Below are 24,555 nucleotides of genomic sequence, written 5' to 3' on the forward strand. Positions count from 1 at the left end.
CGGCCCGCCCCCACCGGGTGGCGGTGGCGGATCGTCGGTCGGCGGGATCGGCGCGGGCAGTGCCGTGATCGGCTTGAGCTGCCCCAGGCCGACCTCGACGTCGTGGTACACGTTGGCGAGGGTGTCCAGCAGCTCGCGGGCCTTGCGGCTGATGTCCTGGTCGATGTCGGGATAGGACGACGAGGTGTAGATCGTCTCGCCTTCGCTGGTGACGAACCAGGGCCGGTGCGGCTCCGGTATCGACCAGCGCCCGGTGTAGCTGGGCGGGGTGACGATCCAGACGGCCGTCTGCCGCCAGTGCTCGTACAGCTCGGTGTAGCGGTCGTGGGTGCGCTGGGCGCCCTCGTGGTTGAGCGCGATCATGTCGTTGATCGCCTTGTCCAGGCCGATGCCGGCCCGGTTCATCTCCTGGATCCAGTTCTCGCCGCCGTTGATCAGCCGCTGGTTCTGGGTGATCATGCGGCGGATGCTGCCCAGCACCGCGTCGAAGGCCCGCGACGCGTCGCCGGTCCAGGCGTCGTCGGTGATGAGCTTCTTGCGCTGCTGCATGACGGCGATGTACACGGAATTCAGGGCGAGCCCGGCGTTGACGACCTTCTGCCCCATGTCGAAGAGGTGCTGCGGATTGGTCGCGCCCTTGTCGTTGACGTGGGTGTAGCCGTCCCGGCTGACGTCACCGACCAGCAAGGCCTGGACCTTGCGCCAATCCCAGTCGCTCCACTCCGGCATGGCGTGCGCCTAACTCACGATCGAATTGATGTCGTCGAGGACGAACGGGTCGTTGCTCTCGTCGGAGTCCTTCAGCAGCGTGGCCGCGCTGACCAGCACACCGTCGCAGTCCACGAAGACGTTGCTCAGCGTGGCGAGCACCGTCTCCCAGTCCTTGGCGCCGGCCTCGATCACGGTCTTGAGGCTCTTGCCCGGTTCGAAGTCGCCGATGGACAGCACGACCGGGTAGAAGTCGCGCTGGGGGCCGTCCAAGGTCGCCGGCAGGCCACGGAACACCTGCGCGGCGCCGTTCATGGCGGCCGGGTCGACCTTCAGCTCCTTGCCCATGGCCTGCTCCCTCCTTCGCCGAACCGTGTCAGATCTTGGAGGCCCGGTTGTCGGCGTCCTGGTAGTTCTCGACCTTCTGCAGCAGGCGCTTGATGCTGGCCTCCATGTCGGTGTGCATGACGGTCGCCTGGCTCTTCCAGGTCGCCGCGACGCTGACGTAGGTGCCCTCGCTCAGTGCGCTCCAGTTGGCGAAGTTGTTGCGCGCGGTGGACTCCATGCGGTCCACGATGCCGTTGAGGCGGGTGTTCTCGGCGCGCAGCCGGTCGGCCGCGTGCAGCACGGCCTCGTAGGTGATTCCGAACGCCATGACTGTCTCCTTCGGATGTGGCGGGTGTCGGGTGGGACGGCGACGTCAGCTGTTCTGGGCCTCGACGTCCTCCATGATCACGATCATCTGCTGGAACCAGTTGGTCAGCTGCGTCATGGGCTGGGCGACCATGCGCTGGTAGTCGGCCAGCCAGTTGTCGATCTCGGCGTTGTACGCGGTACGGGCCTGGCCGTACCAGCTGTTGCCGATGCCCCGCACGCCGCCGTCGACGGCGCTGCGCACCTGCTCGGCTTCCCGCTCCAGGTCGCGGAACTGCTGCAGCGCGGCCCGCAGTTCCGCTACGGGGATGTCAAGGGTGTTGGCCATGTCCATTCACCTTCCAGGTTCGACAGCGACCGATCGCGCTGACCGTAACGGCGCGGTAACCGCTCTCCCAGGCCCAAACAGGAGGGTGGGTCCCCGGGCCCACTACCTGGCCCGACGTGTCGGGTGTCAGCCGGACGCGGCCGCCACCGGATCGAGCACCGGACCTGACGGCACGAGCGCCAGCAGGGTCGCGGGCAGGTCCACGGCCGTGACGCCTCCGTAGCCGAGCGCCGCGACCGCCGCGTCGGTCATCGGGTAGCGCACGCCGACGTCGGTGATCAGCCAGCGGGCGCTGCCGGGACGGCCGGGCGCGGTCTCCGGGCGCACCAGCACCCCCGCCCCGGCGGCCACTGCGACCAGGGTCGCCGAGCGCTGGTCCACCGCGCCCGGCGGCGGGGTGGCCGCGCGCAGGTGTCCGACCCGTGCGGTGACCAGCGCCAGGCTCGCGTCGGCGCCGAACGTGGCCCGCGCGCACAGCACCTGCTCGCCCAGGTCATTGGGGTCCAGCAGCTGCGGCGGCCGGGCCGGCAGGCCGCCGTCGCCGATCGGCCGGCCGGAGACCGGGGCCGACACCACGCCGGCGGAACTGACCGCCACCGCGCGCGGGCTGCCGTCGTACGCGGCCCGGCTGCGCGGGTCGGCGAGGATCAGCTCGGCCATCGTCGGGGTCAGCGAGGCCAGTCCGTCGGCGAGCACCAGCCGGAAGCCCGCGCTGTCGTCGTCGGCTCCGGACACCCGCAGCACCTGCCCGACCCGGGTGGGCCTGCCGTCGACGGCCGGTCCGGGCGCTCCGACGTCGGCGATGGGCGGCGGGGCCAGGTCGGGCCCGGCCGGCAGGCCGTTGAGCCAGGTGTCGGCGACCGGCACGGGCCGCACGCCGTCGAGGGCCAGGGCGACCGCGGCGGCCGGGTCGGCGACCCGCATGCGGCGGTTCCCCCAGATGAGGTAGCGGGTGCCGGCGGGGGTGGCGACCAGCGCCGCCCGGTCGACCGGGGTGGCGGCGAGGTCGGCGGCGCCGATGGCGAGCAGCACGGCCGGCCGGGACTGGCCGGTGACCTCGGGCGTGCTGGTGGCGCAGACCAGCCACGGGTCGCGGCTGAGCCGGGCGACCGCGGGCAGTGAGTCGGGTGCGCCGGTGATGCCCACGGGCAGCCCGTGCGGCACGCCGTCGAGCGACTTGACCGACACCGAGCGCACGGTGGAGTCGGGGCCGGTCAGCAGCAGCGCGGAGGCGCGGTTGCGGACCGGGCGCAGGACGCCGGCGGTGCTGTCGTAGACGTAGGCGGTGCCGGTCTCCTTCTCGACGATGATGGTGCCCGGTTCGCGCCAGGAGGTGTTGCCGCCGGGGAAGAAGAAGCCGTACGCCCCGCAGCCCGCGACGATGATCGCGCCGATGATCAGCCCGGCGAACGCGGCGACGCTGAACCGGCGGGTCGGGGTCTCCAGCGCGTCGGGCTCGCCGGTCAGCAGCGCCGAGCGCAGCCGCCCGACGACGAAGTTGTGGGCCTGGAGCTGGTCGCGTTTGGTCTGCACGGTCAGCCGGCCAGGCCGCGGACGTAGCCGTACACGCCGAGCACCGCCAGCAGCAGCGGGATCAGCGCGACCGCGAGGGTGGTCTCGAACAGCTCCGCGGCGCGGCCCCAGTAGGGTCGCGGCCGGCGGCTGTCGGGGGTGCGCACGACGGCCAGCAGGCCGAGTCCGGTCACGAGTGCGGCGGCGGGCAGGCCGATCAGCTGGAACGCCGGCCCGGTCAGCCGCAGGGCCAGCAGCAGCAGGCCCCATCCGGCGGCGGCGGTCAGCGCCCAGCGGGCCCAGGCCCCGGTGAGCAGCCGGGTGCGCAGCAGGAGCAGCACGCACACCGCCGCGGCCAGCGTCGGCGGGGCCCAGCCGGCCCGGTCGGCGAGCAGCCACAGCCCGCCGGCGGCGACCAGCGCGATCGCGAGATGCCCGGCGGTCAGGTAGCGGTCGACGACGATCGTGCGTTCCTGCAGCGCGGCGTCGGGCACGGGTTCCACGTCGCGGGTGATGTCCTCGGGGGTGGTGGGCAGGTCGGGCAGCCGCAGCCCGCCCAGCCGGAACGCCAGCGACGGCAGTTGCGGGCTGATCAGCAGCGCGAACACGGTGATCACGGCCGCGGCGGCGAGCGGTGTCAGCAGGCCGCCGGCGGCCAGCAGCGCTCCGGCGGTCACGGCGGCGCTGGTGGCCACGACGACGAAGGCCATGGGCCGCAGGTCGCCGACGGCCACGGCGACGGCGACGCTGACCGCGGCGGCCATGGCCACTGCGGCGGCCAGGCGTGCGGCGAGGTCGGGTGGCGCCTGCCCCGCGGCGGCTCCGCTCATCAGTACAGGCGTGAGCTGGCCTGCGGCCGCGGCGTAGAGGACCGCGCCGCCGCCCAGGACCAGACCGGCGATCCGGTCGGCCAGGGCACGGGCGGCAAGGGTCGCGGCCAGCAGCAGTACGGCGGACATGCCGGCGGCGGTCAGCGCGTGGGCCGAGCCGGCCTGCGGCGACAGCGGCGCGGCCAGGCCCGCGGCGAGGGCGACGGCCGCCGCCGCGCGCAGGGTGTGCCGGGCGCGGGTGGGGTTCCACCGGCCGGGACGCTGCCGGACGCCTGCGGCGACGCCTTCGATGAGGTCGTCATGGGCGAAGGTCGGCATGGGATTGTCACGGACGTTGAGGTAGACGACGTCTCCGTCGCGCAGGCCCAGGGCGGCCGCGGTCTGCTCCTCGTCGAGCGGCTTGCCGCCGAGTTTCTGCAGTACGGCGCCGCGGCCGGCGACTTCGCGGGCGGTCTCCTCGCCGAGCAGGTCGACGATGGCCGGAGTCACGTCCGCCAGGGTCAGCATGGCGGGGACGGCGAGGTCGATGCTGCCGTGGGGCCCGATGATCGTGAGCCGGCAACGCTCTGCGGAGGTGCTGACGTTCACAGTGACCCTCTCCCTGCCACGGCGTGGCGACCACAGCAGGCTAGCGGCGGTGACCGGGCCGAACATGGGCCCGCGGGCCCAAGCCGCCTGCCCCCGCGGCACGCAGAATGAACGGGTTCCGCCGCCCGCTCACTGGGAGAACCCATGACCACGGTGATCTTCCGCCGGCCCGTGCGACAGCCAGGGCCTCCGCTCCCCCGCGGCGAGATGATCCTGCAGGAGCCCCCGACCCTGCCCGAGCTGAGCGGTGTCGACATGTCGTCGATGCTGACGTATCTGCCGATGGCGTTGGGCACCGGCGCGATGGCGCTGATCTTCATCCAGCCGGGCTCGTCGTCGCTGACCTATGTGGCCGGCGGCATGATGGGCGTGTCCGGCCTGGGCATGCTGGTCAGCCAGCTGGGCCGCGGCGGCGGTGAGCGCAAGCAGCGGCTGCGCGGCGAGCGCCGCGACTACCTGCGCTACCTGGGCCAGATGCGCCGCCAGGTGCGGCAGCTGTCGGAGAAACAGGCGGCGGCGCTGTTCTGGAACCATCCGGATCCGGAGGTGCTGTGGTCGCTGGCGGGCAACCGGCGGATGTGGGAACGCCGTCCGTCCGGCGGCGACTTCGCCGAGATCCGGATCGGGCTGGGCAGCCAGCGGCTGACCGTGACCCTGACCCCGCCGCAGACCAAGCCGGTGGAGGACCTGGAGCCGCTGTCGGCGCGGGCGCTGCGCCGGTTCCTGCAGGCGCACTGGACCGTGCCCGGCACCCCGATCGCGGTGCAGCTGCGCGGATTCGCCCGGGTGCTGGTGCAGTCCACCGACGAGCCCGCCACGGCGAACGAGGACCGGGGCGCGGACCGGCCGGCGGGCGGCGAGCACGGTCTGGACCTGGTACGGGCGATGCTGGGGCAGCTGGTGACCTTCCACAGCCCCGACGACCTGCGCATCGTGGTCTGCGCGCCGGCCGAACGCCACGCGCGCTGGGACTGGGTGAAGTGGCTGCCGCACGCTCAGCATCCGGGGCACAGCGACGGCGCGGGCGCGGCCCGGCAGGTCGCGGAGACGTTCGCCGACCTGGAGCGGCTGCTCGGGCCGACGTTCAACGACCGGCCCCGGTTCGACGACCCGGCACTGCCGAGCCGGGAGGAGCCGTACACGGTGATCGTCGTCGACGGGGTGCCGATCCCTCCGACGTCACGGTTCGCGATGAGCAGCGTGCGCAACTGCACGATGGTGGACCTGTCGGACTCGCTGCGCTGGGCGGTCGACCCGGTCACGCTGCGGCTGCTGGTGCGGCCCGACGTGGTCGAGATGATCGGCGCGGACCCGCAGGGCCGCGACAGCGCGACCGCGCTGAGCACCCCGGACCGGCTGGGTCTGGACCACGCGCGGGTGCTGGGCCGGCGGCTGTCGCCGTACCGGCTGGGCTCGTCGGCGGAGACGGCCGACTCGCTGACCCTCGACCTGGACCTGACCGTGCTGCTGGGGCTCGGCGACGCCGAGACGTTCGACCCGGCCGCTGCGCGCACGGGGCGTTCGCGGTGGGACCACATGCGGGTGCCGATCGGGGTGTCGGCCAACGGCACCCCGGTGGAGCTGGACCTCAAGGAGGCCGCGCAGGGCGGCATGGGCCCGCACGGAATGATCATCGGTGCGACCGGTTCGGGCAAGAGCGAGCTGCTGCGCACGCTGGTCCTGGCGCTGGCGGTGACGCACAGCTCCGACGTGCTCAACGTGATCCTGGTGGACTTCAAGGGCGGCGCGACGTTCCTGGGGCTGGAGACCCTGCCGCACACCTCGGCGCTGATCACCAACCTGGCCGACGAGCTGCCGCTGGTCGACCGGATGCAGGAGGCGCTGCAGGGCGAGCTGGTCCGGCGTCAGGAGCTGCTGCGCCAGGCCGGGCACAGCTCGCTGCGCGACTACGAGAAGGCCCGGGTCGGCGGGGCCCCGCTCGCGCCGCTGCCGACGCTGCTGGTGGTGGTCGACGAGTTCAGCGAGCTGCTGGCGACCAAGCGCGAGTTCCTGGACACCTTCGTCATGATCGGGCGGCTGGGCCGCAGCCTCGGCGTGCACCTGCTGCTGGCCTCGCAGCGCCTCGACGAGGGCCGCATCCACCAACTGGAGTCGCACCTGTCGTACCGCATCGGTCTGCGGACGTTCTCAGCCGGGGAGAGCCGCAGCGTGATCGGGGTGCCGGACGCGTACACGCTGCCGACCGCGCCGGGCAACGGCTACCTGCGCATCGACACCAACACCCTGGTCCGGTTCCGGGCCGCGTACGTCTCGGCCCCGCTCAAACGCGCCGAGCGCCGCCAGCGCCAGGAACGGGCCCGGCTCGACCTGACCAGGTATGTCGTCGGGCACGTGCCGGTGCCCGACCACGCGGCCGCCCCGCCGGTGGCCGACGACGCCGTCGGTGACGACGCGCAGGCGGCCGGGCCGCGCCTGCTCGACGTGATCGCGGGCCGGCTGCTCGGACAGGGACCGCAGGCGCACCAGGTGTGGCTGCCGCCGCTGGAGGAGCCGCCGACGCTGGACCAGCTGCTGCCGCCGGTGCGGATCACCGCGGAGCGGGGCCTGGGTGTCGTGCCCACCCCTGGGCTCGACGAGGCGCAGCGCGGCGCGCTCGGGCGGCTGCGGGTGCCGGTCGGGGTCGTCGACCGCCCCTCGGAGCAGCGCCGGGACCTGCTCATCGCCGACCTCAACGGAGCGGGCGGCCACGTCGGGGTCGGCGGCGCTCCGCAGAGCGGCAAGAGCACCCTGGTCCGTACGCTGGTCACCGCGCTGGCACTCACGCACACCCCCGCCGAGGTGCAGTTCTACTGCCTCGACTTCGGCGGCGGCAGCCTGGCCGGGCTGGCGGGGCTGCCGCATGTGGGCGGGGTCGTCGGCCGGCTAGACCGTGAGAAGGTGAGCCGCACCGTCGCCGAGGTCACCGATCTGCTGCTGCGCCGCGAGCAGCGCTTCTCCGCGCTGGGCCTGGACAGCATCACCGAGTACCGGCAACGCCGCGAGCAGGGCACGCTGCCCGACGGGGCCGACGACGGCTACGGCGACGTGTTCCTGATCGTGGACGGCTGGTCCACCCTGCACCAGGACTTCGAGACCCTGGAAGCGTCGTTCTCCGATCTGGCCACACGGGGCCTCAACTACGGCATCCACCTGATCGTCACGGCCTCGCGCTGGTCGGAGATCCGCCCGTGGCTTCGCGACCTGCTCGGCAGCCGGTTCGAGCTGCACCTGGGCGACCCGGTCGACTCCGAGATCGGGATGCGCCAGGCGGCCAACGTGCCAGCCATCCCGGGCCGCGGCCTCACCCGCGACGCGCTGCACTTCCTGGCCGCGCTGCCGCGCATCGACGGGGTGTCGCGGACCGGGGACCTCAACGAGACCGCCCGCGAACTCGCCGAGCACAGCACCCGGGCGTGGACGGGTCCGCGGGCCCCGAAGGTCCGGCTGCTGCCGACGCTGCTCCCGGCCGCGGAACTGCCGGCGACCGACGCGCCGCGGCGGGTGGCGCTGGGCCTGGACGAGGCCCAGCTCGACACGGTGTGGCACGACTTCGACCAGCAGCCCCACCTGATGATCTTCGGGGAGTCCGAGTCCGGCAAGACGAACCTGCTGCGGCTGATCGCCCGCAGTATCGTGCGCAACAACTCCGCCGACCAGGCCCGCATCCTGCTGGCCGACACCCGCCGCCACCTGTACGACGCGGTGCCGCCCGACATCCAGGTCGGCTACGCGGTCTCCACCGCGGCCCTGACCGACCTGGTCAAGCAGGCCGCGGAGGCGGTCACGCCGCGACTGCCGGGACCCGACATCACCCCGGACCGGCTGGCTCGGCGCGACTGGTGGGCCGGGCCGCACCTGTTCGTCATCATCGACGACTACGACCTGCTCGCCGGCGGCTACACCAGCCCGCTGGAGCCGCTGCTGGACGCGCTGCCGCAGGGCTCCGAGGTGGGCCTGCACCTGGTGCTGGCCCGTACGACCTCGGGGGCGTCGCGGGCGATGATGTCCGACCCGGCGCTGCGGCGGCTGTGGGACCTCGGCACCAGCGCCCTGCTGTTCTCCTACGACAAGTCCGAGGGCGTCTTCCTCGGCGAGGCCAAGCCGATGCGGCTGCCGCCGGGCCGGGCGCAGCTGGTCAGCCGGCGGCTCGCGCCGACGCTGATCCACACCGCGCACCAGCCCGCCGGCTCGGACTGACCATGGCAGACGCCGGCGGGGTCACCTCAGCGCGCGCGGGCACGCCGACGGCGGATCCGCGGCGCGGCGAGCGTCACCGACACCATCACCAGGGTCAGCCCACCCGCCGCGGCGGCGACCACGGTCGCGACGCGGAACGCGCGGTCGTCGACGGGCTGCGGGCGCGCGACGACCGCGGGCGGCACCGGCACAGCGGCGGCGGCCGCGCCGCGCTCGGCGGGCAGTACCGCGGTGACGGCGGCGTACAGGTCGAGCGCCCCGTGGCCGAGTTGCGGGTCGGGCACCTCCCGCGGCACCCGGTCGCTGGTGGCCAGCAGCCGCTGCTTTACCTGCGCGGCGGTCAGCCGCGGGTGGTGCGCCCGCACGAGTGCGGCGGCTCCGGCGACGTACGCGGCCGCGTACCCGTTACCGTCGGCGACCACGTGACCGGAGCCGCGCGGGCCCAGACTGAGCACCGCCGCACCCGGCGCCATCAGGTCGACCGGTGCCGCGGTGCCCGACACCAGGCCGCCTTCACGGTCGAAGCCGCCAACCGACAAGACCCGCCCGGCCACCCACGGGTCCACGGGCACTTCCTGCTGCGTCGAACCCCACGACGCGACGACCACCAGGGCGTCTTTCGCCTCGGCCTCCTCCAGCGCGGGGCGCAGCTGCGCCCCGGCCCGCACCACCGGCGTGCCGACGACGATCACCCGCGCACCACGCTGGGCGGCCACCCGGATCGCCGCGGCCAGCGCCGCCTCCGACGGCGGGTGCTCGTTGTCGGCGGTGACCCGCAGCGGCAGCACCCGCGCCTGCGGGGCGAGGCCGGTGAAGCCCACCCCCGGCTGCTCCCCCGCGGCCACGATGCCCGCGACGAAGGTGCCGTGGCCCAGGCAGTCGGTGTCGGCGCGGCCGCCGGTGAGCGTGTCCAGCCCCGGTTCGACCCGTCCGCGCAGCTGGCGAACCTGCCCGTCCACACCGGAGTCCAAGACCGCGACGGTGACACCCTCGCCGCGGGTCAGCGGCCAGATCCGCTGCGGGCGCAACCACTGCTGGGCCCAGGGCAGATCCGGTACGACGGTCCGGGCGGCCGGGGCGCAGTCCGGCGCGGCCACCGCCGGTCCCGCCGGAGTCAGCAGGCCCGCGAAGGCCAGCACCGCCACCGGGCCCAGCCGGCCCCACCTTGTCACGTGTCCCATCCGCACTCCCCACCGCACCCGCTGCTCCGGAAGCCGACGGCAAGCGGCGGCTGGCGGCACTGTACGAACCGCGGGCCGTGCGGGCATGGGCCCGCAGACCCGGCCCGGGCCCGACTCGGGTGCCCGCCCTCCCCCCACGGAAAGGTCCTCCGGTGAACCATCGCGTCCTCACCGTCTCCGCCACCGCCCCGGACTCCTACCGCACCATCGGCGCGGCGCTTCAGGCGGTCCGCGCCGGCTGGATCATCAGCGTCCTGCCCGGCACCTACAGCGAGTCGCTGACCCTGCACGTGCCTTGCACCATCACCAGCGAGGAAGGACCCGGCACGGTCGTCATCGCCGCACCCGCGGGCAGCGCCGTCGTCATGGAGGCCGAGGAGGCGACCCTGAGCGGGCTGACCCTGGCCTGCTCCGACCTCGACCTGTCCGCGATCGACATCCCGGCCGGGCGGCTGCTGCTGGAGGAGTGCGAGATCCGGGCGCAGGCCGGCGCGGCGATCTACGCCAGGGCGTCAGGCGACCTCACGGTGTCGCGCTGCCACATCCGCAACACCGCCGGCGCCGGGATCATCGCCGTCGACCACGCCACGGTCGCTGTCCAGGAGAGCACCCTGAGCCAGGTACGCACCTCGGCGGTCGTGGTGCGGGCGTCGGCGGCGCTGGTGATGCGCGACAGCATCGTGGCCGACGTGGGCGGCAACGCCATCTGCGGCACCGAGCAGTCCCGCCTCACGGTCGAACGCTGCACCGTGTCCCGCGCCGCGGGTCCGGCGATCGCCGTCGAAGGCGAATGCGAGGCCGTCCTGCGCGCCAGCACGGTCACCGACACTCAAGAGGCAGGCCTGCTGGTGACCGGCCAGGCCCGGCCGCTGGTCGAGGACTGCCACTTCACCGCCACCGGCGGCGCGGGCATCGTCGTCGACGGCGGCGCAGACCCGCGGGTGACCGGCGCGACGGTCACCTCCGCCACGACCCACGGTCTGGTCGTCACCGGCGGCGCGACCGGCACCTACCTGGACCTGGCCATCGCCGACAGCGGCGCAGGGCTGGCCGTGGTCGGCGGCGCCGACCCGCTGCTGCAGCGGCTGTCGGTGACCGGCAGCCGCGGCCACGGCATCACCGTCTCCGGCGACGGGCGCGGACGCCTGGAGGACTGCACGGTGTCCGATTCGCTCGGCGCGGCCCTCTACACCGTCGACGGCGGCACACCCCTGCTGCGCGACAGCCGGCTGACCGGCTCCGGCGAGGCCGGCGTGCTCGTCGGTGAACGCGGCGCGGGCACGCTGCGCGAATGCCAGGTCGAGGAGTCCGCCGGGCACGGCGTGCAGATCACGGCCGGCGGCGAACTCGTGCTGGAGGAGTGCTCCATCACGGCCGCACGCGGCATGGGCCTGCTGGTCGACGACGACGGAGCCGTCTGGGCCACCCGCTGCGAGGTGTCTGCCAACACCGGCGACGGCATCCGGGTGGGCCGGGTCCGGACCTCGTCGGTCAAGGGCTGCACGCTGCACCACAACGGCGGCAGCGGCCTGCACCAGACCAGCGGCGACGTCGACCTGGCCGTGGCCGATCTGGACAGCCACGACAACCAGCAGCCCGACCTGCGGCGCGAGGCCGGCGACCCGGCCGACACCGCCGCCGGGCACGCCGACGACCGTCCGGTCCCGACGGGCGAGTCCCGCCGCGCCGCACCGCCGCCGGCACTGGAAGGCCTGCTGGCCGAACTCGACGGCCTGGTCGGGCTCGCCGGGGTAAAGCAGGAGGTGAACATGCTCGTCGACCTGCAACTGCTGGCCGGCCGGCGCACCGCGGTCGGGCTGCCACCGCCGCCGATGAGCCGCCACCTGGTCTTCGCCGGCCCGCCCGGCACCGGCAAGACCACCATCGCCCGGCTGTACGGGCAGATCCTGCAGGCGCTGGGCACCCTGCGCAAGGGGCACGTGGTCGAGGTGGCCCGCGCCGACCTCGTCGCCCAGATCATCGGCGGCACCGCCATCAAGACCACCGAGAAGTTCGAGTCGGCGCTCGGCGGCCTGCTGTTCATCGACGAGGCGTACGCGCTGACCGACGAGGGCGGCGGCACCGGGCCGTCGTTCGGGCAGGAGGCCATCGACACGCTGGTCAAACTGATGGAGGACCACCGCGAGGACATCGTGGTCGTCGCGGCGGGCTACTCCCCGCAGATGCGGGCGTTCCTGTCGTCCAACCCCGGCCTGGCCTCCCGGTTCACCAGGACCATCGAGTTCGAGAGCTACTCCGACGACGAGCTCGTCACCATCGTGGAGAACTTCTGCAAGCGCCACCGCTACACCCTCGACTACGGCACCGGGCAGGCGCTGAAGAACCTGTTCGCGCTGATCCCCCGCGACAGCGCCTTCGGCAACGGCCGTACCGCGCGCAAGGTGTTCGAGGACGCCATCGGGCGGCAGGCTCAGCGCCTGTCCCGGGCCGAGGTGGTCTCCGCCCCGGAGCTGACCCGGCTGCGCCCGGAGGACATCGGCCCGCCGCCGACCGGCGGCATCCGCCTGGGCGGCACCGCCGAACGGCCCGACCTGGCGCAGCTGCGCGCCAAACTCGCCGGGCTGGTCGGGCTGGAGGAGGTCAAACGCGAGGTCAACGACACCGTCAACCTGCTGGCGACCTCACGCAAGCGGGCCGAGGCGGGGCTGCCCGTGCCCGCCCTGGGCCGGCACCTGATCTTCTCGGGCGGGCCCGGCACCGGCAAGACCACCGTCGCCCGCCTGTACGGCCAGGTGCTGACCGCGCTGGGGTTGCTGGCCAGCGGGCAACTGGTCGAGGTCAGCCGGGCCGACCTGGTCGCCGAGTACGTCGGGCAGACCGCGCAGCGCACCAGGGAGGTGTTCGAGCGAGCCCGGGGCGGGGTGCTGTTCATCGACGAGGCGTACACCCTCGCTCCGACCGAGCGGGGCGGCGGTGCGGACTTCGGCCGGGAGGCCGTCGACATGCTGGTGAAGCTGATGGAGGATCACCGCGACGACGTGGTCGTGATCGCCGCCGGGTACGAGGCGGAGATGGCCGAGTTCCTGAAGGCCTATCCGGGGCTCGGGTCGCGGTTCGCGCACACCGTGCACTTCGCCGACTACACGCCGGCGCAGCTGGTCACCATCGTGGAGCAGCACGCGAGCGCGTTCGGGTACGAGCTGATGATGGAGACACGGGCGGCGTTGCTCAAGCACTTCACCGGGATGTTGCGGGGGCCGGGGTTCGGCAACGGGCGCATGGCCCGGCAGGTGCTCGACAAGATGATCGTGCGCCAGTCGGGGCGACTCAGCAAGATCGCCGAACCGGCCCGCGAGGACCTCGTCACGCTGTTGCCCCAGGACCTCGACCCACGGTGAGTTGGCGTCTGCCTCCCCGGACGCCGCCGCATGGGGAGGCAGACTGACCATGACCGGGCGAGCGGCGACTTCAAGCCGTTTGGCCGATGACGCACGTAGCATTATCATTTCGAACGCTCTGGCACCCATATAACCTGCGCGGGCCGACAAGCCGCATGGGCAGCGGTTGAGCGGACCAACGTCGCGGGTTTACCTGACTGCGGCAACGTAGATCGACTTTCGGATTCCTCCACCCATTTTCCGTAAAGGCCCGGCGCAGTACTGCCTCCGAAGCTTGCCCAGCCGCTCGCCAACACGCTTTCCAATGCTGCGAGCGGGGTGTCCGGGATTCGCCGCGCGACGCATCTCACCAGGTAGGCATGACGTGTCGAACCCTTGAACGACTACGAACGTTGCTGAATGAGCCCAGGACTGAGACCACGGCGATCGGCTAGGGGAGCGATCGGCGTATGCAACGCGGCAGCATGCCTCGACCGGCTGAAACAGTGAGCAGATTGACCTCGAAACCTCGCCGCGGTGTTTCAACCGTCAACCTCTCGCGTCCCCGCCGCCGTACCTGCAACGTTCAGGGGGTTGAGTCCCTGTGAAGCAGTTCGTCCTCAGATGCCGCCTGGGGCCTGCCCCCGCCAGTAGGCGATGTTGTTGCGGGTGGTCAGGGTGCTGGGGTGGTCGGGTCCGAGAACCCGCAGCCGGTCGGTCAGCAGCTGCTCGAACGCTTCGGCGGCCCCGGCCGGGTCACCTGCCGCCCCCTGCCAGTAGGCGATGTTGCTGCGGGTGACCAGGGTGTCGGGGTGGTCGGGTCCGAGAACCCGCAGCCGGTCGGTCAGCAGCTGCTCGTACGCGCCGGCCGCCCTGGCCGCGTCACCAGCCTGCCCCGCCAGCCGGCGAGGTTGTTGCGGGTGGCCAGGGTGTTGGGGTGGTCAGGTCCGAGAACCCGCAACTGGTCGTCCAGCAGCTGCTCATACGCGGCGACGGCCCCAGCCGCGTCACCAGCCTCCCCCCGCCAGTAGGCGAGGTTGCCGCGGGTGACCAGGGTGTCGGGGTCGTCGGGGCCGAGAACCCGCAGGAAGTCGACCAGCAACCCCTCGAACGCGGCGACGGCCCCAGCCGCGTCACCGGCCTGTCCCCGTCTGCGGGCGAGGTTGTTGCGGGCGGTCAGGGTGTCGTGGTGGTCGGGGCCGAGGCGCTGGTGTGCGGTGTGGTGCAGGCGCTGGTAGTAGTCGGCGGCTGCGGTGACCTGCCCGGTGTCGCCTAGGCGGGTGCCCGCCGTGAACAGTACGATGTGCCCGCCGTGCTCGGGTGTCCAGAGCGGGGTTGGTGTGGTGCAGGTGCTCGGTGTTGGCGCGCAGGGCCTGTCCGAGGTCGGGGTCGGTCTCGACGGGCGGCCACACGGCCTGGAGGGCGTCGGCGGCGGAGAGGGTGGCGTTGTCGCGGGCGCCGGTCGGGGTCTGGTCGCGGGTGGCGCGTTGGATGAGCGCGTGCACGCGCAGGCTGCGGGCCGGGTTGCCGGGGTCATGGGTGGCGAGGTTGAGCAGGTGCAGGTTACGCACCGCGTCGTAAACGTCGTCGGCCGTGACACGCGCACCGGCTGCGGCGGACAACCAGTCCAGCACCGGCGCGGCGGTCAGCACGGGGGCGGGGATGCCGTTCGGGTCGAGCAGACTCGCCAACCGCAACACAGGCCGCGCCAGACCAGCCGGACGCAGGGTATCGGCATGCTCTATCGACAAGGACCAGGTCGCGGCGACGGTCGCACGATGCTCGTCAGGCAGTGACTCAGGCTCGGGCAGAAAGTGTTCGAGGCTGCGGCGACGGTCGGCGAGACGAACGCGGTAGGTGCTGCATGTGATCTCCCGGTCGATCATGTATGCGGCTGCCTGGGCCAGAGCGAGAGGCAGGTACCCCAGATCGGCGGCCACGCCGCCGATGTCGTCGGCCACGCCGGAATGTGCCGTGAGTTTCGCGGTGAGGTATCCGCAGGCCTAGGCGGGGGTGAACAGGCCTACCTGGACCAGGACCCGGTTGCTGCGTAGCAGCGCGGAGTCGCTGCGGCGGGTGGCGACCACCACCGACCCGGTCTCGGTCGTTGGGGGCCACCACCCGGTCAGGTCCGCTGGGCGGGTCAGGTCGTCCAAGACCACGGCCCACCGCTTGCCGCTGTCGGCCAGCCAGCGCAGTAGCCACTGCGCGGCCTGCTCGCCATCCGTGCGCGGGTCGACGCCGACAGCCACGGCGGCCTGCGCGTAGGCCGCCACGATGGACTGCTGTGAGCCTGCGTCGGCCCAAAGCAGCAGGTCGACGCTTCCCTGCTGCCATTGGCCGATGGCCCAGTCCGCCGCCAGCTGGGTCTTGCCGACCCCGCCCATGCCCGACAGGACCTGTGTGAGCACCACCGTCCCGCCCCCACGCGCGGGTAGTAGAGCCTGCTGGTCGGGTCGGGGCTGCCAGCAGTCGGCCAGCGGCGGCACCCGCCCCACCGCGACTGGCCAGGCCGGTTCGGGCCGGTCACCGAAGAGGTTCACCTGCGTGCCTTCGCCGATGTGCAGGCCTCTGGCACGAGGTGCGGTGATGTCGTACCGCGGTGGGGTGTCGTCGGTCATGGGTCGGGCCGTGGTCAGTTGTAGGTGTTGGTCTGGGTGTTGTTGTCGCCGATCATCAAGCCCTTGGCGTCGGGCGCGTTGATGGAGTACTTCGTCCCGGCCGCGCGCAGCAGGTCCAGCAGCTTCTGGGCGGCCTGCTGTGTCGGATCGTCGACACCGGCTGCAGCCAGCTGCTCAGTGAGCGCGGTCTGGCGGTCTTCGGCGGTGCCGTCGACCTGCTCAACCAGGGCAATGCTCTGCTCGTCGTCGGTGCCGTTGCGGCGCAGCCGCTTTGCCACCAGGCCCTTGAGCGTGTCGTACGCGTCGGCGATCAGCTTCGTCGCCGTGCCAGCCAACCCGGCCTTCGCGCCCTCCTCCAGGGCTGTGACCACCAGCGTTACCGGATCCATGCCTACCCCCAGCGTTCGTCCATCCGTACCCGTGCCTTCACACTAGAACCCGGCCGATACAACAATGTCGATCAAGGGGGCATAGGTGGGAGCCGACCGACCCGACTTCTCCGTCGATGCCAGCGGTACGCAAGGCCAGCAGACCGGCGAGCACAACACCCAGCACAATCACTTCTACGGCGCATCCCCGCATGTGGCGCGGTCGGTGCGGGTGGGCGTGGTGCCGCCGCTGGCGGACTGTCTGCAAGACCGGCAGGCCGAGCAGGAGGCGCTGTCCGAAGGGTCGGGCACGACGACGGTGCTGGTGCAGACGCGGGTGCTGTCGGGGATGGGCGGAGTCGGCAAGACCCAGCTGGCCGCAGGGCACGCCGAACATCTGTGGGAACAGCGGCTGCTGGATGTGCTGGTGTGGGTGCCTGCCGCGTCGCGGGTATCGGTGGTCGACAGCTACACCGACGCTGCCCGCCAGCTCGGCGTGGACGGTGGCCTGGCTGGTGAGCAGGCCGCTGCCCGGCTGTTGGGCTGGCTGGCAGCAACCGATCGGCGGTGGCTGGTCGTCCTCGACGATCTGGCCGACCCCGACGACGTCAGGGATCTGTGGCCGCCGCGCAATCCGGCCGGGTCGGTGGTGGTCACGACCCGCAGCCGCGACGCCGCCCTGACCGGCAACGGCCGCCGCCTGGTCGACGTCGGCCTGTTCACCCCCCAGCAGTCCCACGACTACCTGACCACCCGCCTGGTCGCCCACCAGACGCTGGCTGACGACATCCCCGGGCTGGCCGCTGACCTCGGGCACCTGCCACTGGCCCTGGCGCAGGCGGCGGTGTACATGGCCAACCAGCAGCGCACCTGTAGCTGGTACCGGACCGCATACGCCGACCGCAGCCGACAGCTCACACAGCTGGCACCCCACAGGCTTCCCGACCAACACCGCGACACCGTCGCCGCGACCTGGTCCCTGTCCATCGAACAAGCCGACACCCTGCACCCAGCCGGATTGGCGCGGCACATCCTGCGACTGGCGTGCCTGCTTGACCCCAACGGCATCCCGGCACCGGTGCTGACCGCCCCACCCGTGCTGACCTGGCTCAGCAACTCAGCCGATATGCACGTCACCGCGGACGACGTGTACGACGCGGTGCGCAACCTGCACCTGCTCAACCTGGCCACCCACGACCCCGGCAACCCAGCCCGCAGCCTGCGCGTGCACGCCCTCATCCAACGCGCCGCCCATGACCAGACCGACCAGGCAGCACGCGACAGCGCCACCGTCGCCGCCGCCGACGCTCTCCAGGCCGTATGGCCCGAGATCGAGACCGACCCCGACCTCGGCCAGGCCCTGCGCACCAACACCGAGCACTTGCACCACACCAACCCCGACCCACTCTGGACACGCCAAAGCGGCGCACACTCCGTGCTGTTCGCCGCCGGCACACGCCTCGGCGAAACGGGCCAGGTCACCGCCGCCGCTGGCTACTACCAGCGCCTGCACCAGACCGCACACCAGCGCCTCGGCCCGGACCACCCCGACACCCTGGCCACCCGCAACAACCTCACCCGCTGGCGGGGGGAGGCCGGTGACCCGGCCGGGGCCGCCGCCGGGTTCGAGCAGCTGCTGGCCGACCGGCTGCGGGTCCTCGGCCCCGACCACCCCAACACCCTGACCACACGCCACTTCCTCGCCCGCTGGCGGGGGGAGGCCGGTGACCCGGCCGGGGCCGCCGCCGCGCTTGAGAAGCTGCTGGCCGACGAGCTGCGGGTCCTCGGCCCCGACCACCCAGAAACCCTGACAACCCGCGCCAACCTCGCTTACTGGCGGGGGGAGGCCGGTGACCCGGCCGGGGCCGCCGCCGGGTTCGAGCAGGTGCTGGCCGACCGGCTGCGGGTCCTCGGCCCCGACCACCCCGAAACCCTGGCCACCCGCAGCAACCTCGCCCGCTGGCGGGGGCATGCCGGTGACCCGGCCGGGGCCGCCGCCGGGTTCGAGCAGGTGCTGGCCGACCGGCTGCGGGTCCTCGGCCCCGACCACCCCAGCACCCTGACCACCCGCGCCAACCTTGCCTACTGGCGGGGGCGTGCCGGTGACCCGGCCGGGGCCGCCGCCGCGTTCGAGCAGGTGCTGGCCGACTTCCTGCGGGTCCTCGGCCCCGACCACCCCGACACCCTGACCACCCGCGCCAACCTCGCCCACTGGCGGGGGGAGGCCGGTGACCCGACCGGGGCCGCCGCCGGGTTCGAGCAGCTGCTGGCCGACCGGCTGCGGGTCCTCGGCCCCGACCACCCCAACACCCTGACCACACGCGCCAACCTCGCCCGCTGGCGGGGGGACGCCGGTGACCCGGCCGGGGCCGCCGCCGCGTACGAACAGCTGCTGGCCGACCGGCTGCGCGTCCTCGGCCCCGACCACCCCAACACCCTGACCACACGCCACAACCTCGCCTACTGGCGGAGGCAGGCTGTCGGCTCCTCCGCCTTGAAGAAGGGTCCGGGTGAGTAGGAATCGCTGTGCTACAGATTGGAGTCCCAGAAGGTCTCAAGACCGCGCGTGATGCGCATCTGGCTGCGAAGATGTAAGACAGGGATGCTCATATCAGCGGCGGGTGGCTCATTGCCGACTGACGTTGGTGGTGCCGAGATCACCCGTATGGCCGAGGGCAGGCAGGCGAAAACGGGGCAGCACACGGATCGCCGCGACCGTAGGATCCCGGTCCGTGATCAATCTCGGCGGGCTGCTCACCCGCGCCACCGACCCGGTCTTGCACGACCCGGGCCTCGCCCCGCTCCGCCAGGCGGTACGCGGCGGCGACTGGCCCGCCGTGGCCGCGTACTTCGCCGGGCTGCCGGCCCGCGCCGACCAAGGCCCCGCTGTCGCCTTCGTCGCCGCCCAGCGCGGCAGCGAGAACTTCCTCCAGCGCACCGTCGACACCGAACGCGACTCGTCACTGGCCCGCACCCTGCTGGGCGCCCGCCTGATCACCTTGGCCTGGCAGGCCCGCAGCAGCTACGGCGCCCAGCACGTCAGCCGCGCCCAGTGGCAGCTGTTCCATGAACGCCTGTGCGAGGCCGAGCGCGTGCTCGCCGATGCCACCGCCATCGACCGCGGCAACGCCGCGGCGTGGACGATGCGGTTGACCACCGCCCGCGGGCTGAACTTCGGGATCGACGAGGGCCGCCGCCGCTACGGGCTGGTCGCCGAGCACTGCGACGTGCCGTACCACGCGCAGGAACTGCTGCTGCAGCACCTGTGCCCGAAATGGGAAGGCACCCTGGAGGACCTGCACGCGTTCGCCCGCCAGTGTCTGGCCGACAACCCCGCCGGCTCGCTGTCCGGCGCGGCCGTGGCCATCGCGCACATCGAGCACGCCTTCCACACGGCGCAAGGCGGGCTGTACCCGTACCTGGCCCAGGATCGGGTGCGCCAGGAGTTGCGCGAGGCGGCACAGGCGTCCGTGCTTCACCCGGACTACCGCCCCGCCCCCGGCTGGGTCGCCGCACACACGGCGTTCGCGTTCGCGTTCTACCAGGGCGGCGGCCTGGCAGATGCCGCGCCGCACTTCGCGGCGCTGGGCCGGCGCACTACCGCATATCCATGGCAGATGTGGTCGGCCGACCCCGTGAAGGCGTTCCGGACCGCACGCCGTGCCGTGAAGGGCTGACGATGACCATCCACACCACGCAGGTCGGGCAGATCCCGGCGCTGTTCGCGCCACGCACCGGCCCCACCCGGGCCGGGCTGGTGTTCCGCGTCGGCCGCGCCGACGAGACCCTGGCCACCGCGGGCATCACTCACCTGGTCGAGCACCTGGCACTGCACCGGCAGGGCCTGGCCGACTATCACTTCAACGGCGGCACCGGCCTGACGGCCACCATGTTCTCCATGGAGGGCACGGCCGGCGACGTGGTCCGCTTCCTCAACGGCGTATGCGCGTCCCTGCGCGACCTGCCGCTGGACCGGCTCGACATCGAACGCAAGATCCTGGAGACCGAGGCGGCCGGCCGTGGCCAGAGCCTCAGCGAGCCCTTGCTGCTGTGGCGTCACGGCGCTCGCGGCGCGGGCCTGGCGGCGTACCCGGAATGGGGCGTGCCCGCGCTGACCCGCGACCAGCTCTCGGCGTGGGCCGCGACATGGTTCACGAGCGGCAACGCGGCCCTGTGGATCTCCGGCGACGGCATTCCCGACGGCCTGGAGCTGGACCTGCCCGACGGACCGCGGCAGCCGCTGCCCGACGAACCGAGCGCCCTGCCGGTGACCCCGGCGTACTTCACCGGCCCGACCCGGGTCGTGGCGATGGACGCACGGCTGCGCCGGTCGACCGCCGCGGGCCTGTACGCCCGAGCCCTGGACCGGGCGCTGTTCCGGGAACTGCGACAGGAGGGCGGCCTGTCGTACACGGCCGCGGCCACCTACGACACCGGAGGCGGTACGCAGGCCACCGTCACCGCCGTCGTCGACGGGCTGCCCGACCGGCAGCACGAGGTCATCGAAGGCTTCGTCCGGGTCGTCAAGGAACTCGCCGCACAACCGGTTGCCGACGCGGAGTTCGCCAGCCTGCGGACGATGACCGAAGAGGTGCTGCGGCACGCTGAGCTCGACGCCAAGCGCCTGCCGCAGAGCGCGATCGACCTGCTGACCGGCGCTCCGGTCGAGCCGGTCGAAGCCCTCGCCGAGCAGCTGGCGAAGGTCACCGCCGAGGACGTCCGGGACGAGGCCGCGGCAGCGCTGGACACCGCGCTGGTCATGGCCCCCGACGGGCACGCCTTGGAGCGGTACGGGTTCGAGCAGGCCCCGGGCCGGTCCCGGTTCGCGGTCACCGGCAAGCGCCACCGCTCCCACGACCTGCACCGCACCACCCTGATCATCGCCTCCGACGGGGTCAGCATCACCACCCCGCAGGGCCCGCTGACCGTGCTGCACGAGGCGACCAGTGCCGTGCTCGCCTGGCCCGACGGCGCCCGGCAGCTGATCGGCCACGACGCCATCAGCCTGCGCGTCGAACCGGCACTGTTCGCCGACTCCCGCCGCGCCCTGGCCGCGATCGACGCCGCCGTCGACCCGGCGCTCGTGGTGCACCTGCCCGCGCGCGACCCGGCGGACGTACCGAAACGCTCCTGGCTGCGCGGTGCCCGCACCCGGCTGCGCTGGGCGCGCCAACGCGTCCAGGCGGCGCTGCACCCCCTGGCGGCGCGCCGGGGCGGCTACACGTCGCTGCTGCTGACCGTGGTGTTCGTGACCGGCCTGGTGGCGGCGCTGGTCGCCGGTGTGGTGACCTCGAACGCCCGGGTCGGTTCGCTGGCCTTCTGGTGCGCGCTCGCCCTGGTGTGGCGTCGCCGCAACCTCGGCCACTGGTAGTACGAGCATCGCCGCGTCGGTCGCTGCCTCGACCGGCGCGGCCTGGGTTTCTCAGCGCGGTGGTGGAGTGCCGGGCATCGAGTCATCCGCTTTCACTGACAGACACGGACAGGTGACGACTTGGGACTGTTCAAACGGCGGCCGTTGCCGCCTGTGCTTCGACTCATGGCTGCCGCGGGACTGCCCACGGCGGGCGGCGAGATCAAGATGCCGGCCATCGCGATGGAGGTGGCGCGCCGAGACGGCAACCGGGCCGCCGCCTGCCTGCGGGTCGTGGAAGACCTGCTGGCAGAGCAGGGCGACGGCCCGCACACCGCGCTGAAGTTCCTGGAGGCGCTGCAGAATACGACCTCGCACGGCGTGCCGGAGCTGCTCACCGCTGAGGAACTGCTGCCTTTGCGCGGACCGCTGACCGTCGCGGGCTGGGCGCAGGTGGAGCGCTTCTGGAATGCCGTCATCGTCTGGTGCGAGCAGAACGATGTCGATCTTCACAAGAGCGCGCCGTTCCGCACCGTCGAGAATCAACGGCTGAGGTCGATCGTATGGCCGTCGGGCCGGACACTGGCTGACGGGCGAGTGGTCACCATCGCCCAGGTGGTGCTGTACGAGAAGGCGGTCGGCGCGACGATGATGTGACCCGCGGCCTCAGCCGCCGGCGGCCGGCCGGGCGTCCCGAAGAATGATCATGTGTGGTTCGGCGGTCGACCTGGCCGGCAGTCCCGGCGGCAGCACCGGCGCGAGCGCGTGGAAGACCCGGCAGGCGGCGGCCGTGTCGTACTCGTCGAAGTGCTCGGTCGCCAGCAGCCAGCATCCGCCGGTGTCCAGCCGCGCCACGTCGTGGAACGCCCCGGTGGCGGCCAGCTTCTCCACACCCCCGAGCGCGTCGGCCAGCTCGGGCGGCAGGACGGTCAGCCAGGCGTAGCCGCGCAGCATCGAGCGCGACGCGGCGATCGAGTCGGCCGGGTAGCGGTAGAGCAGCCGGTCGAGCATCGTCAGGTCATGCACCCCGGTCTCGGCGTGGAAAGGCCGCTGGCCGATCTCCGCATGGCTCACCGGGAGCCGGTCGCACAGCGTCCGGGCGACAGCCAGCAGACGCTGCCCGAAGACCCGGTCGTCCTGGCGGACGGCGTTGACGCTCGCGGTCAGCGCGAGCACGTCCCCTGACGTGCCGTGTGCGCGGTGTTCCAGAACCAGATACTGGCCGTCGTTGCCGGTCTGCGCCCAGCCGTGCTCGCTGACCGGCCCGAACCAGGCGATTCCCTCGGCGGGCGGCGTGGCCAGGTACGTCGCCCAGGACGCCTCGTCGAGTTGCCGCTCGCGCGGTTTGAAGACGTCGTCCGGTTCCATCTTCAAAACACCCGCTGGGGTGCCAGGTAGTCCGCGGTGAGGGTGGTGCCCGTCCGCGGGCGCGTGCAGGATCTCGGCGAGCAGGTCGGCGTCGAGCAGCGTCACCGCGATCTCGTACCAGGTGCGCAGGAGCGCGCCCGACGCTGCCGCCGCGACGTTGTCGAGGCTGAGCTGGAGGTGCACGTCGGAGTACGTGCTGGGGGTGCGTGGACGGTTCGGCGAGGGCAGGCTCACGGCCGAGCCGTCCGCGGAGAAATCGTAGATCTGCATGAACAGCAAATCCTCCTGCCGGGCATGGCGCAGGCGCGACTCGGCGTAACGCCAGGTGCCCTGCCGGTAGCACGGCTGGCAGTGAAAGACGTCGAAGACCTCGACACCGGGCTCGGTCGCGTGCGAGACGACTTCGACGATGTGGCCGGGGGCCGCCAGGCCGGCGCTCCACTCCGGCGCGAACGGCCGACCCGGTCGGGCGTCCACGCCTTGTGCCCGCAGGTGTTCGAGGATGTGGTCGCGATTGTCCACCGCTTGCGCGACCGACGCCGGATCGTCGGTGGTGAACTCCCAGATCCAGGTGACGCCGTCCACGGTGCAGCGCAGGTCGATGCCATGGGCGCCGAGGTTGACCTCGACGTCCAACCAGTAGCCGTGCTCAGCCACCAGTTGTGCCGCGCGCACTCGAAACGCCGACAGGCGCAGAATGTTGCCGACCGGGCAGCGGGCGTCGGCGCACAGGTCACAAGGTCGGGTGTCGCCGTCCATGTCCTTGACCGGCTGACCGAAACCGGACCACTCCGGGTCGTGCACGATCGACTCGTGGCGGCAGGAACCGTACAGCAACCGCTGGTGATCTGATCTCATGGTGACGCGGAGCCTACCGGGCGCTGACACAGCCCGCTCGCTGTGCGTGTTGTCGACGCTGTGGGCGCGGCCTATGGTTGCCGCATGATGCCGGCAGCGATCCAGGTGGGCGCGCGGCCGCGGCAGGACCGCGGTCGTGACACCTCGTGCTGCCCGCGCACCCGTGCCACGCTGCGGCGCTCCCCGCAGCCGACTCGTCCGGCTCCGCACTAGCCGTAGTCGACGCAGGCACGACTCATCGGGCGGAGCACACCAGCTCTCGGCCCGATTTTCTTTTATCCGCTCGACATGGAGGCATCCGTGAACACGCTCGACACCACCGACCACGACGACTGGCTCGCCGGCGTCCTCGACAGACTCCAGCGCACCTTCGAAACACAGTCCGCGCACCTGGCCGACCTCACAGCCACCATCCCCGACCCGTCCGACATCTCCGCGCACGCCTCGCTGCTGGCCGCGAGCCGCCAGAGTCTTGCCGACACCGTCGCGGCACTGCGCCGCATCGAGAACGGCTACTACGGCACCTGCGTCGTCTGCTCCACGCCCATCGCCCGCGACCGCCTGGAACTGCTGCCCCATGCCAGGACCTGCGTGTCCTGCCCGCGTTAGGCGCCCTAGCCGCAACGGGCGGGTGACGGATCGCTCCGTCAGCCC

20 protein-coding genes are annotated in these 24,555 nt (G+C 72.4%); 7 read left to right on the forward strand and 13 right to left on the reverse strand.

The features are described from left to right. The 6 genes from AB0B66_RS24835 to eccD all read right to left on the reverse strand — a co-directional run. Nucleotides 1-729: hypothetical protein (locus tag AB0B66_RS24835; RefSeq protein WP_360534297.1), on the reverse strand; the 729-nt coding region annotated here is incomplete at its 3' end. A gap of 9 nt (nucleotides 730-738) precedes the next feature. Further along, nucleotides 739-1,056: a hypothetical protein gene (locus tag AB0B66_RS24840; protein ID WP_360534299.1), complete on the reverse strand. Its 318-nt coding sequence runs from the start codon at nucleotides 1,054-1,056 to the stop codon at nucleotides 739-741. 28 nt (nucleotides 1,057-1,084) lie between these two features. Next, nucleotides 1,085-1,363, reverse strand: coding sequence for a WXG100 family type VII secretion target (locus AB0B66_RS24845; RefSeq protein WP_360534301.1), 279 nt, complete (start codon nucleotides 1,361-1,363; stop codon nucleotides 1,085-1,087). A gap of 45 nt (nucleotides 1,364-1,408) precedes the next feature. Beyond that, on the reverse strand, nucleotides 1,409-1,690 hold the full coding sequence (locus tag AB0B66_RS24850; protein ID WP_360534303.1) for a WXG100 family type VII secretion target: 282 nt from the start codon (nucleotides 1,688-1,690) through the stop codon (nucleotides 1,409-1,411). A 126-nt stretch (nucleotides 1,691-1,816) separates the two neighbouring features. Continuing rightward, the gene (gene eccB, locus AB0B66_RS24855; protein WP_360534305.1) at nucleotides 1,817-3,223 is read right to left on the reverse strand and encodes a type VII secretion protein EccB; all 1,407 of its coding nucleotides are present in this window, start codon (nucleotides 3,221-3,223) and stop codon (nucleotides 1,817-1,819) included. A 2-nt stretch (nucleotides 3,224-3,225) separates the two neighbouring features. Continuing rightward, a complete protein-coding gene (gene eccD / locus AB0B66_RS24860) occupies nucleotides 3,226-4,620 on the reverse strand; it encodes a type VII secretion integral membrane protein EccD (protein WP_360534307.1) in 1,395 nt (464 codons plus the stop codon). Nucleotides 4,621-4,764: 144 nt separating this feature from the next. Here eccD and eccCa point away from each other — a divergent pair, with 144 nt between their 5' ends. Beyond that, nucleotides 4,765-8,817: a type VII secretion protein EccCa gene (gene eccCa, locus AB0B66_RS24865; protein ID WP_360534309.1), complete on the forward strand. Its 4,053-nt coding sequence runs from the start codon at nucleotides 4,765-4,767 to the stop codon at nucleotides 8,815-8,817. Nucleotides 8,818-8,843: 26 nt separating this feature from the next. Here eccCa and AB0B66_RS24870 read toward each other — a convergent pair whose 3' ends face one another. Further along, entirely contained in the window at nucleotides 8,844-9,998 is a 1,155-nt protein-coding gene (locus AB0B66_RS24870) for a S8 family serine peptidase (protein WP_360534311.1), read from the reverse strand. Nucleotides 9,999-10,150: 152 nt separating this feature from the next. Between AB0B66_RS24870 and AB0B66_RS24875 the strand changes: the two genes are divergently transcribed. Then, complete coding sequence (locus AB0B66_RS24875; RefSeq protein ID WP_360534313.1) at nucleotides 10,151-13,357, forward strand: right-handed parallel beta-helix repeat-containing protein; 3,207 nt, start codon at nucleotides 10,151-10,153, stop codon at nucleotides 13,355-13,357. A gap of 599 nt (nucleotides 13,358-13,956) precedes the next feature. Here AB0B66_RS24875 and AB0B66_RS24880 read toward each other — a convergent pair. The 5 genes from AB0B66_RS24880 to AB0B66_RS24900 are packed head-to-tail and all read right to left on the reverse strand — an operon-like array spanning nucleotide 13,957 to nucleotide 16,346. After that, nucleotides 13,957-14,238 carry a tetratricopeptide repeat protein gene (locus AB0B66_RS24880; protein ID WP_360534508.1) on the reverse strand — a complete coding sequence of 94 codons (282 nt, stop codon included), beginning with the start codon at nucleotides 14,236-14,238 and terminating at the stop codon, nucleotides 13,957-13,959. Continuing rightward, nucleotides 14,181-14,438 (reverse strand): tetratricopeptide repeat protein, encoded by a 258-nt coding sequence (locus AB0B66_RS24885; RefSeq protein ID WP_360534510.1) that lies wholly within the window; start codon nucleotides 14,436-14,438, stop codon nucleotides 14,181-14,183. The genes AB0B66_RS24880 and AB0B66_RS24885 overlap by 58 nt, the downstream gene beginning before the upstream one ends. A gap of 31 nt (nucleotides 14,439-14,469) precedes the next feature. Continuing rightward, on the reverse strand, nucleotides 14,470-15,297 hold the full coding sequence (locus tag AB0B66_RS24890) for a hypothetical protein (protein WP_360534520.1): 828 nt from the start codon (nucleotides 15,295-15,297) through the stop codon (nucleotides 14,470-14,472). A gap of 42 nt (nucleotides 15,298-15,339) precedes the next feature. Beyond that, a complete protein-coding gene (locus tag AB0B66_RS24895; protein WP_360534315.1) occupies nucleotides 15,340-15,957 on the reverse strand; it encodes a hypothetical protein in 618 nt (205 codons plus the stop codon). Nucleotides 15,958-15,971: 14 nt separating this feature from the next. Then, nucleotides 15,972-16,346, reverse strand: a complete 375-nt coding sequence (locus AB0B66_RS24900) for a hypothetical protein (RefSeq protein ID WP_360534317.1) — start codon at nucleotides 16,344-16,346, stop codon at nucleotides 15,972-15,974. A gap of 85 nt (nucleotides 16,347-16,431) precedes the next feature. Between AB0B66_RS24900 and AB0B66_RS24905 the strand changes: the two genes are divergently transcribed. From AB0B66_RS24905 to AB0B66_RS24920, 4 genes are all read left to right on the forward strand, one after another. Next, nucleotides 16,432-18,843 carry a tetratricopeptide repeat protein gene (locus tag AB0B66_RS24905; protein WP_360534319.1) on the forward strand — a complete coding sequence of 804 codons (2,412 nt, stop codon included), beginning with the start codon at nucleotides 16,432-16,434 and terminating at the stop codon, nucleotides 18,841-18,843. Nucleotides 18,844-19,057: 214 nt separating this feature from the next. Continuing rightward, nucleotides 19,058-20,002, forward strand: coding sequence for a hypothetical protein (locus AB0B66_RS24910; protein ID WP_360534321.1), 945 nt, complete (start codon nucleotides 19,058-19,060; stop codon nucleotides 20,000-20,002). 2 nt (nucleotides 20,003-20,004) lie between these two features. Continuing rightward, on the forward strand, nucleotides 20,005-21,696 hold the full coding sequence (locus AB0B66_RS24915; RefSeq protein WP_360534323.1) for an insulinase family protein: 1,692 nt from the start codon (nucleotides 20,005-20,007) through the stop codon (nucleotides 21,694-21,696). Nucleotides 21,697-21,816: 120 nt separating this feature from the next. Next, entirely contained in the window at nucleotides 21,817-22,332 is a 516-nt protein-coding gene (locus tag AB0B66_RS24920; RefSeq protein WP_360534325.1) for a hypothetical protein, read from the forward strand. Between the two features lie 9 nt (nucleotides 22,333-22,341). Here the strand turns inward: AB0B66_RS24920 and AB0B66_RS24925 are convergent, their stop codons facing one another. Continuing rightward, nucleotides 22,342-23,901 (reverse strand): hypothetical protein, encoded by a 1,560-nt coding sequence (locus AB0B66_RS24925; RefSeq protein ID WP_360534327.1) that lies wholly within the window; start codon nucleotides 23,899-23,901, stop codon nucleotides 22,342-22,344. Nucleotides 23,902-24,201: 300 nt separating this feature from the next. Here AB0B66_RS24925 and AB0B66_RS24930 point away from each other — a divergent pair, with 300 nt between their 5' ends. Further along, nucleotides 24,202-24,510, forward strand: a complete 309-nt coding sequence (locus AB0B66_RS24930) for a TraR/DksA C4-type zinc finger protein (RefSeq protein WP_360534329.1) — start codon at nucleotides 24,202-24,204, stop codon at nucleotides 24,508-24,510. The last annotated feature ends 45 nt before the right edge of the window (nucleotides 24,511-24,555 follow it).

Origin of the sequence: Catellatospora sp. NPDC049111 (assembly GCF_040648615.1) — a bacterium.
Lineage (GTDB): Bacteria > Actinomycetota > Actinomycetes > Mycobacteriales > Micromonosporaceae > Catellatospora > Catellatospora aurea.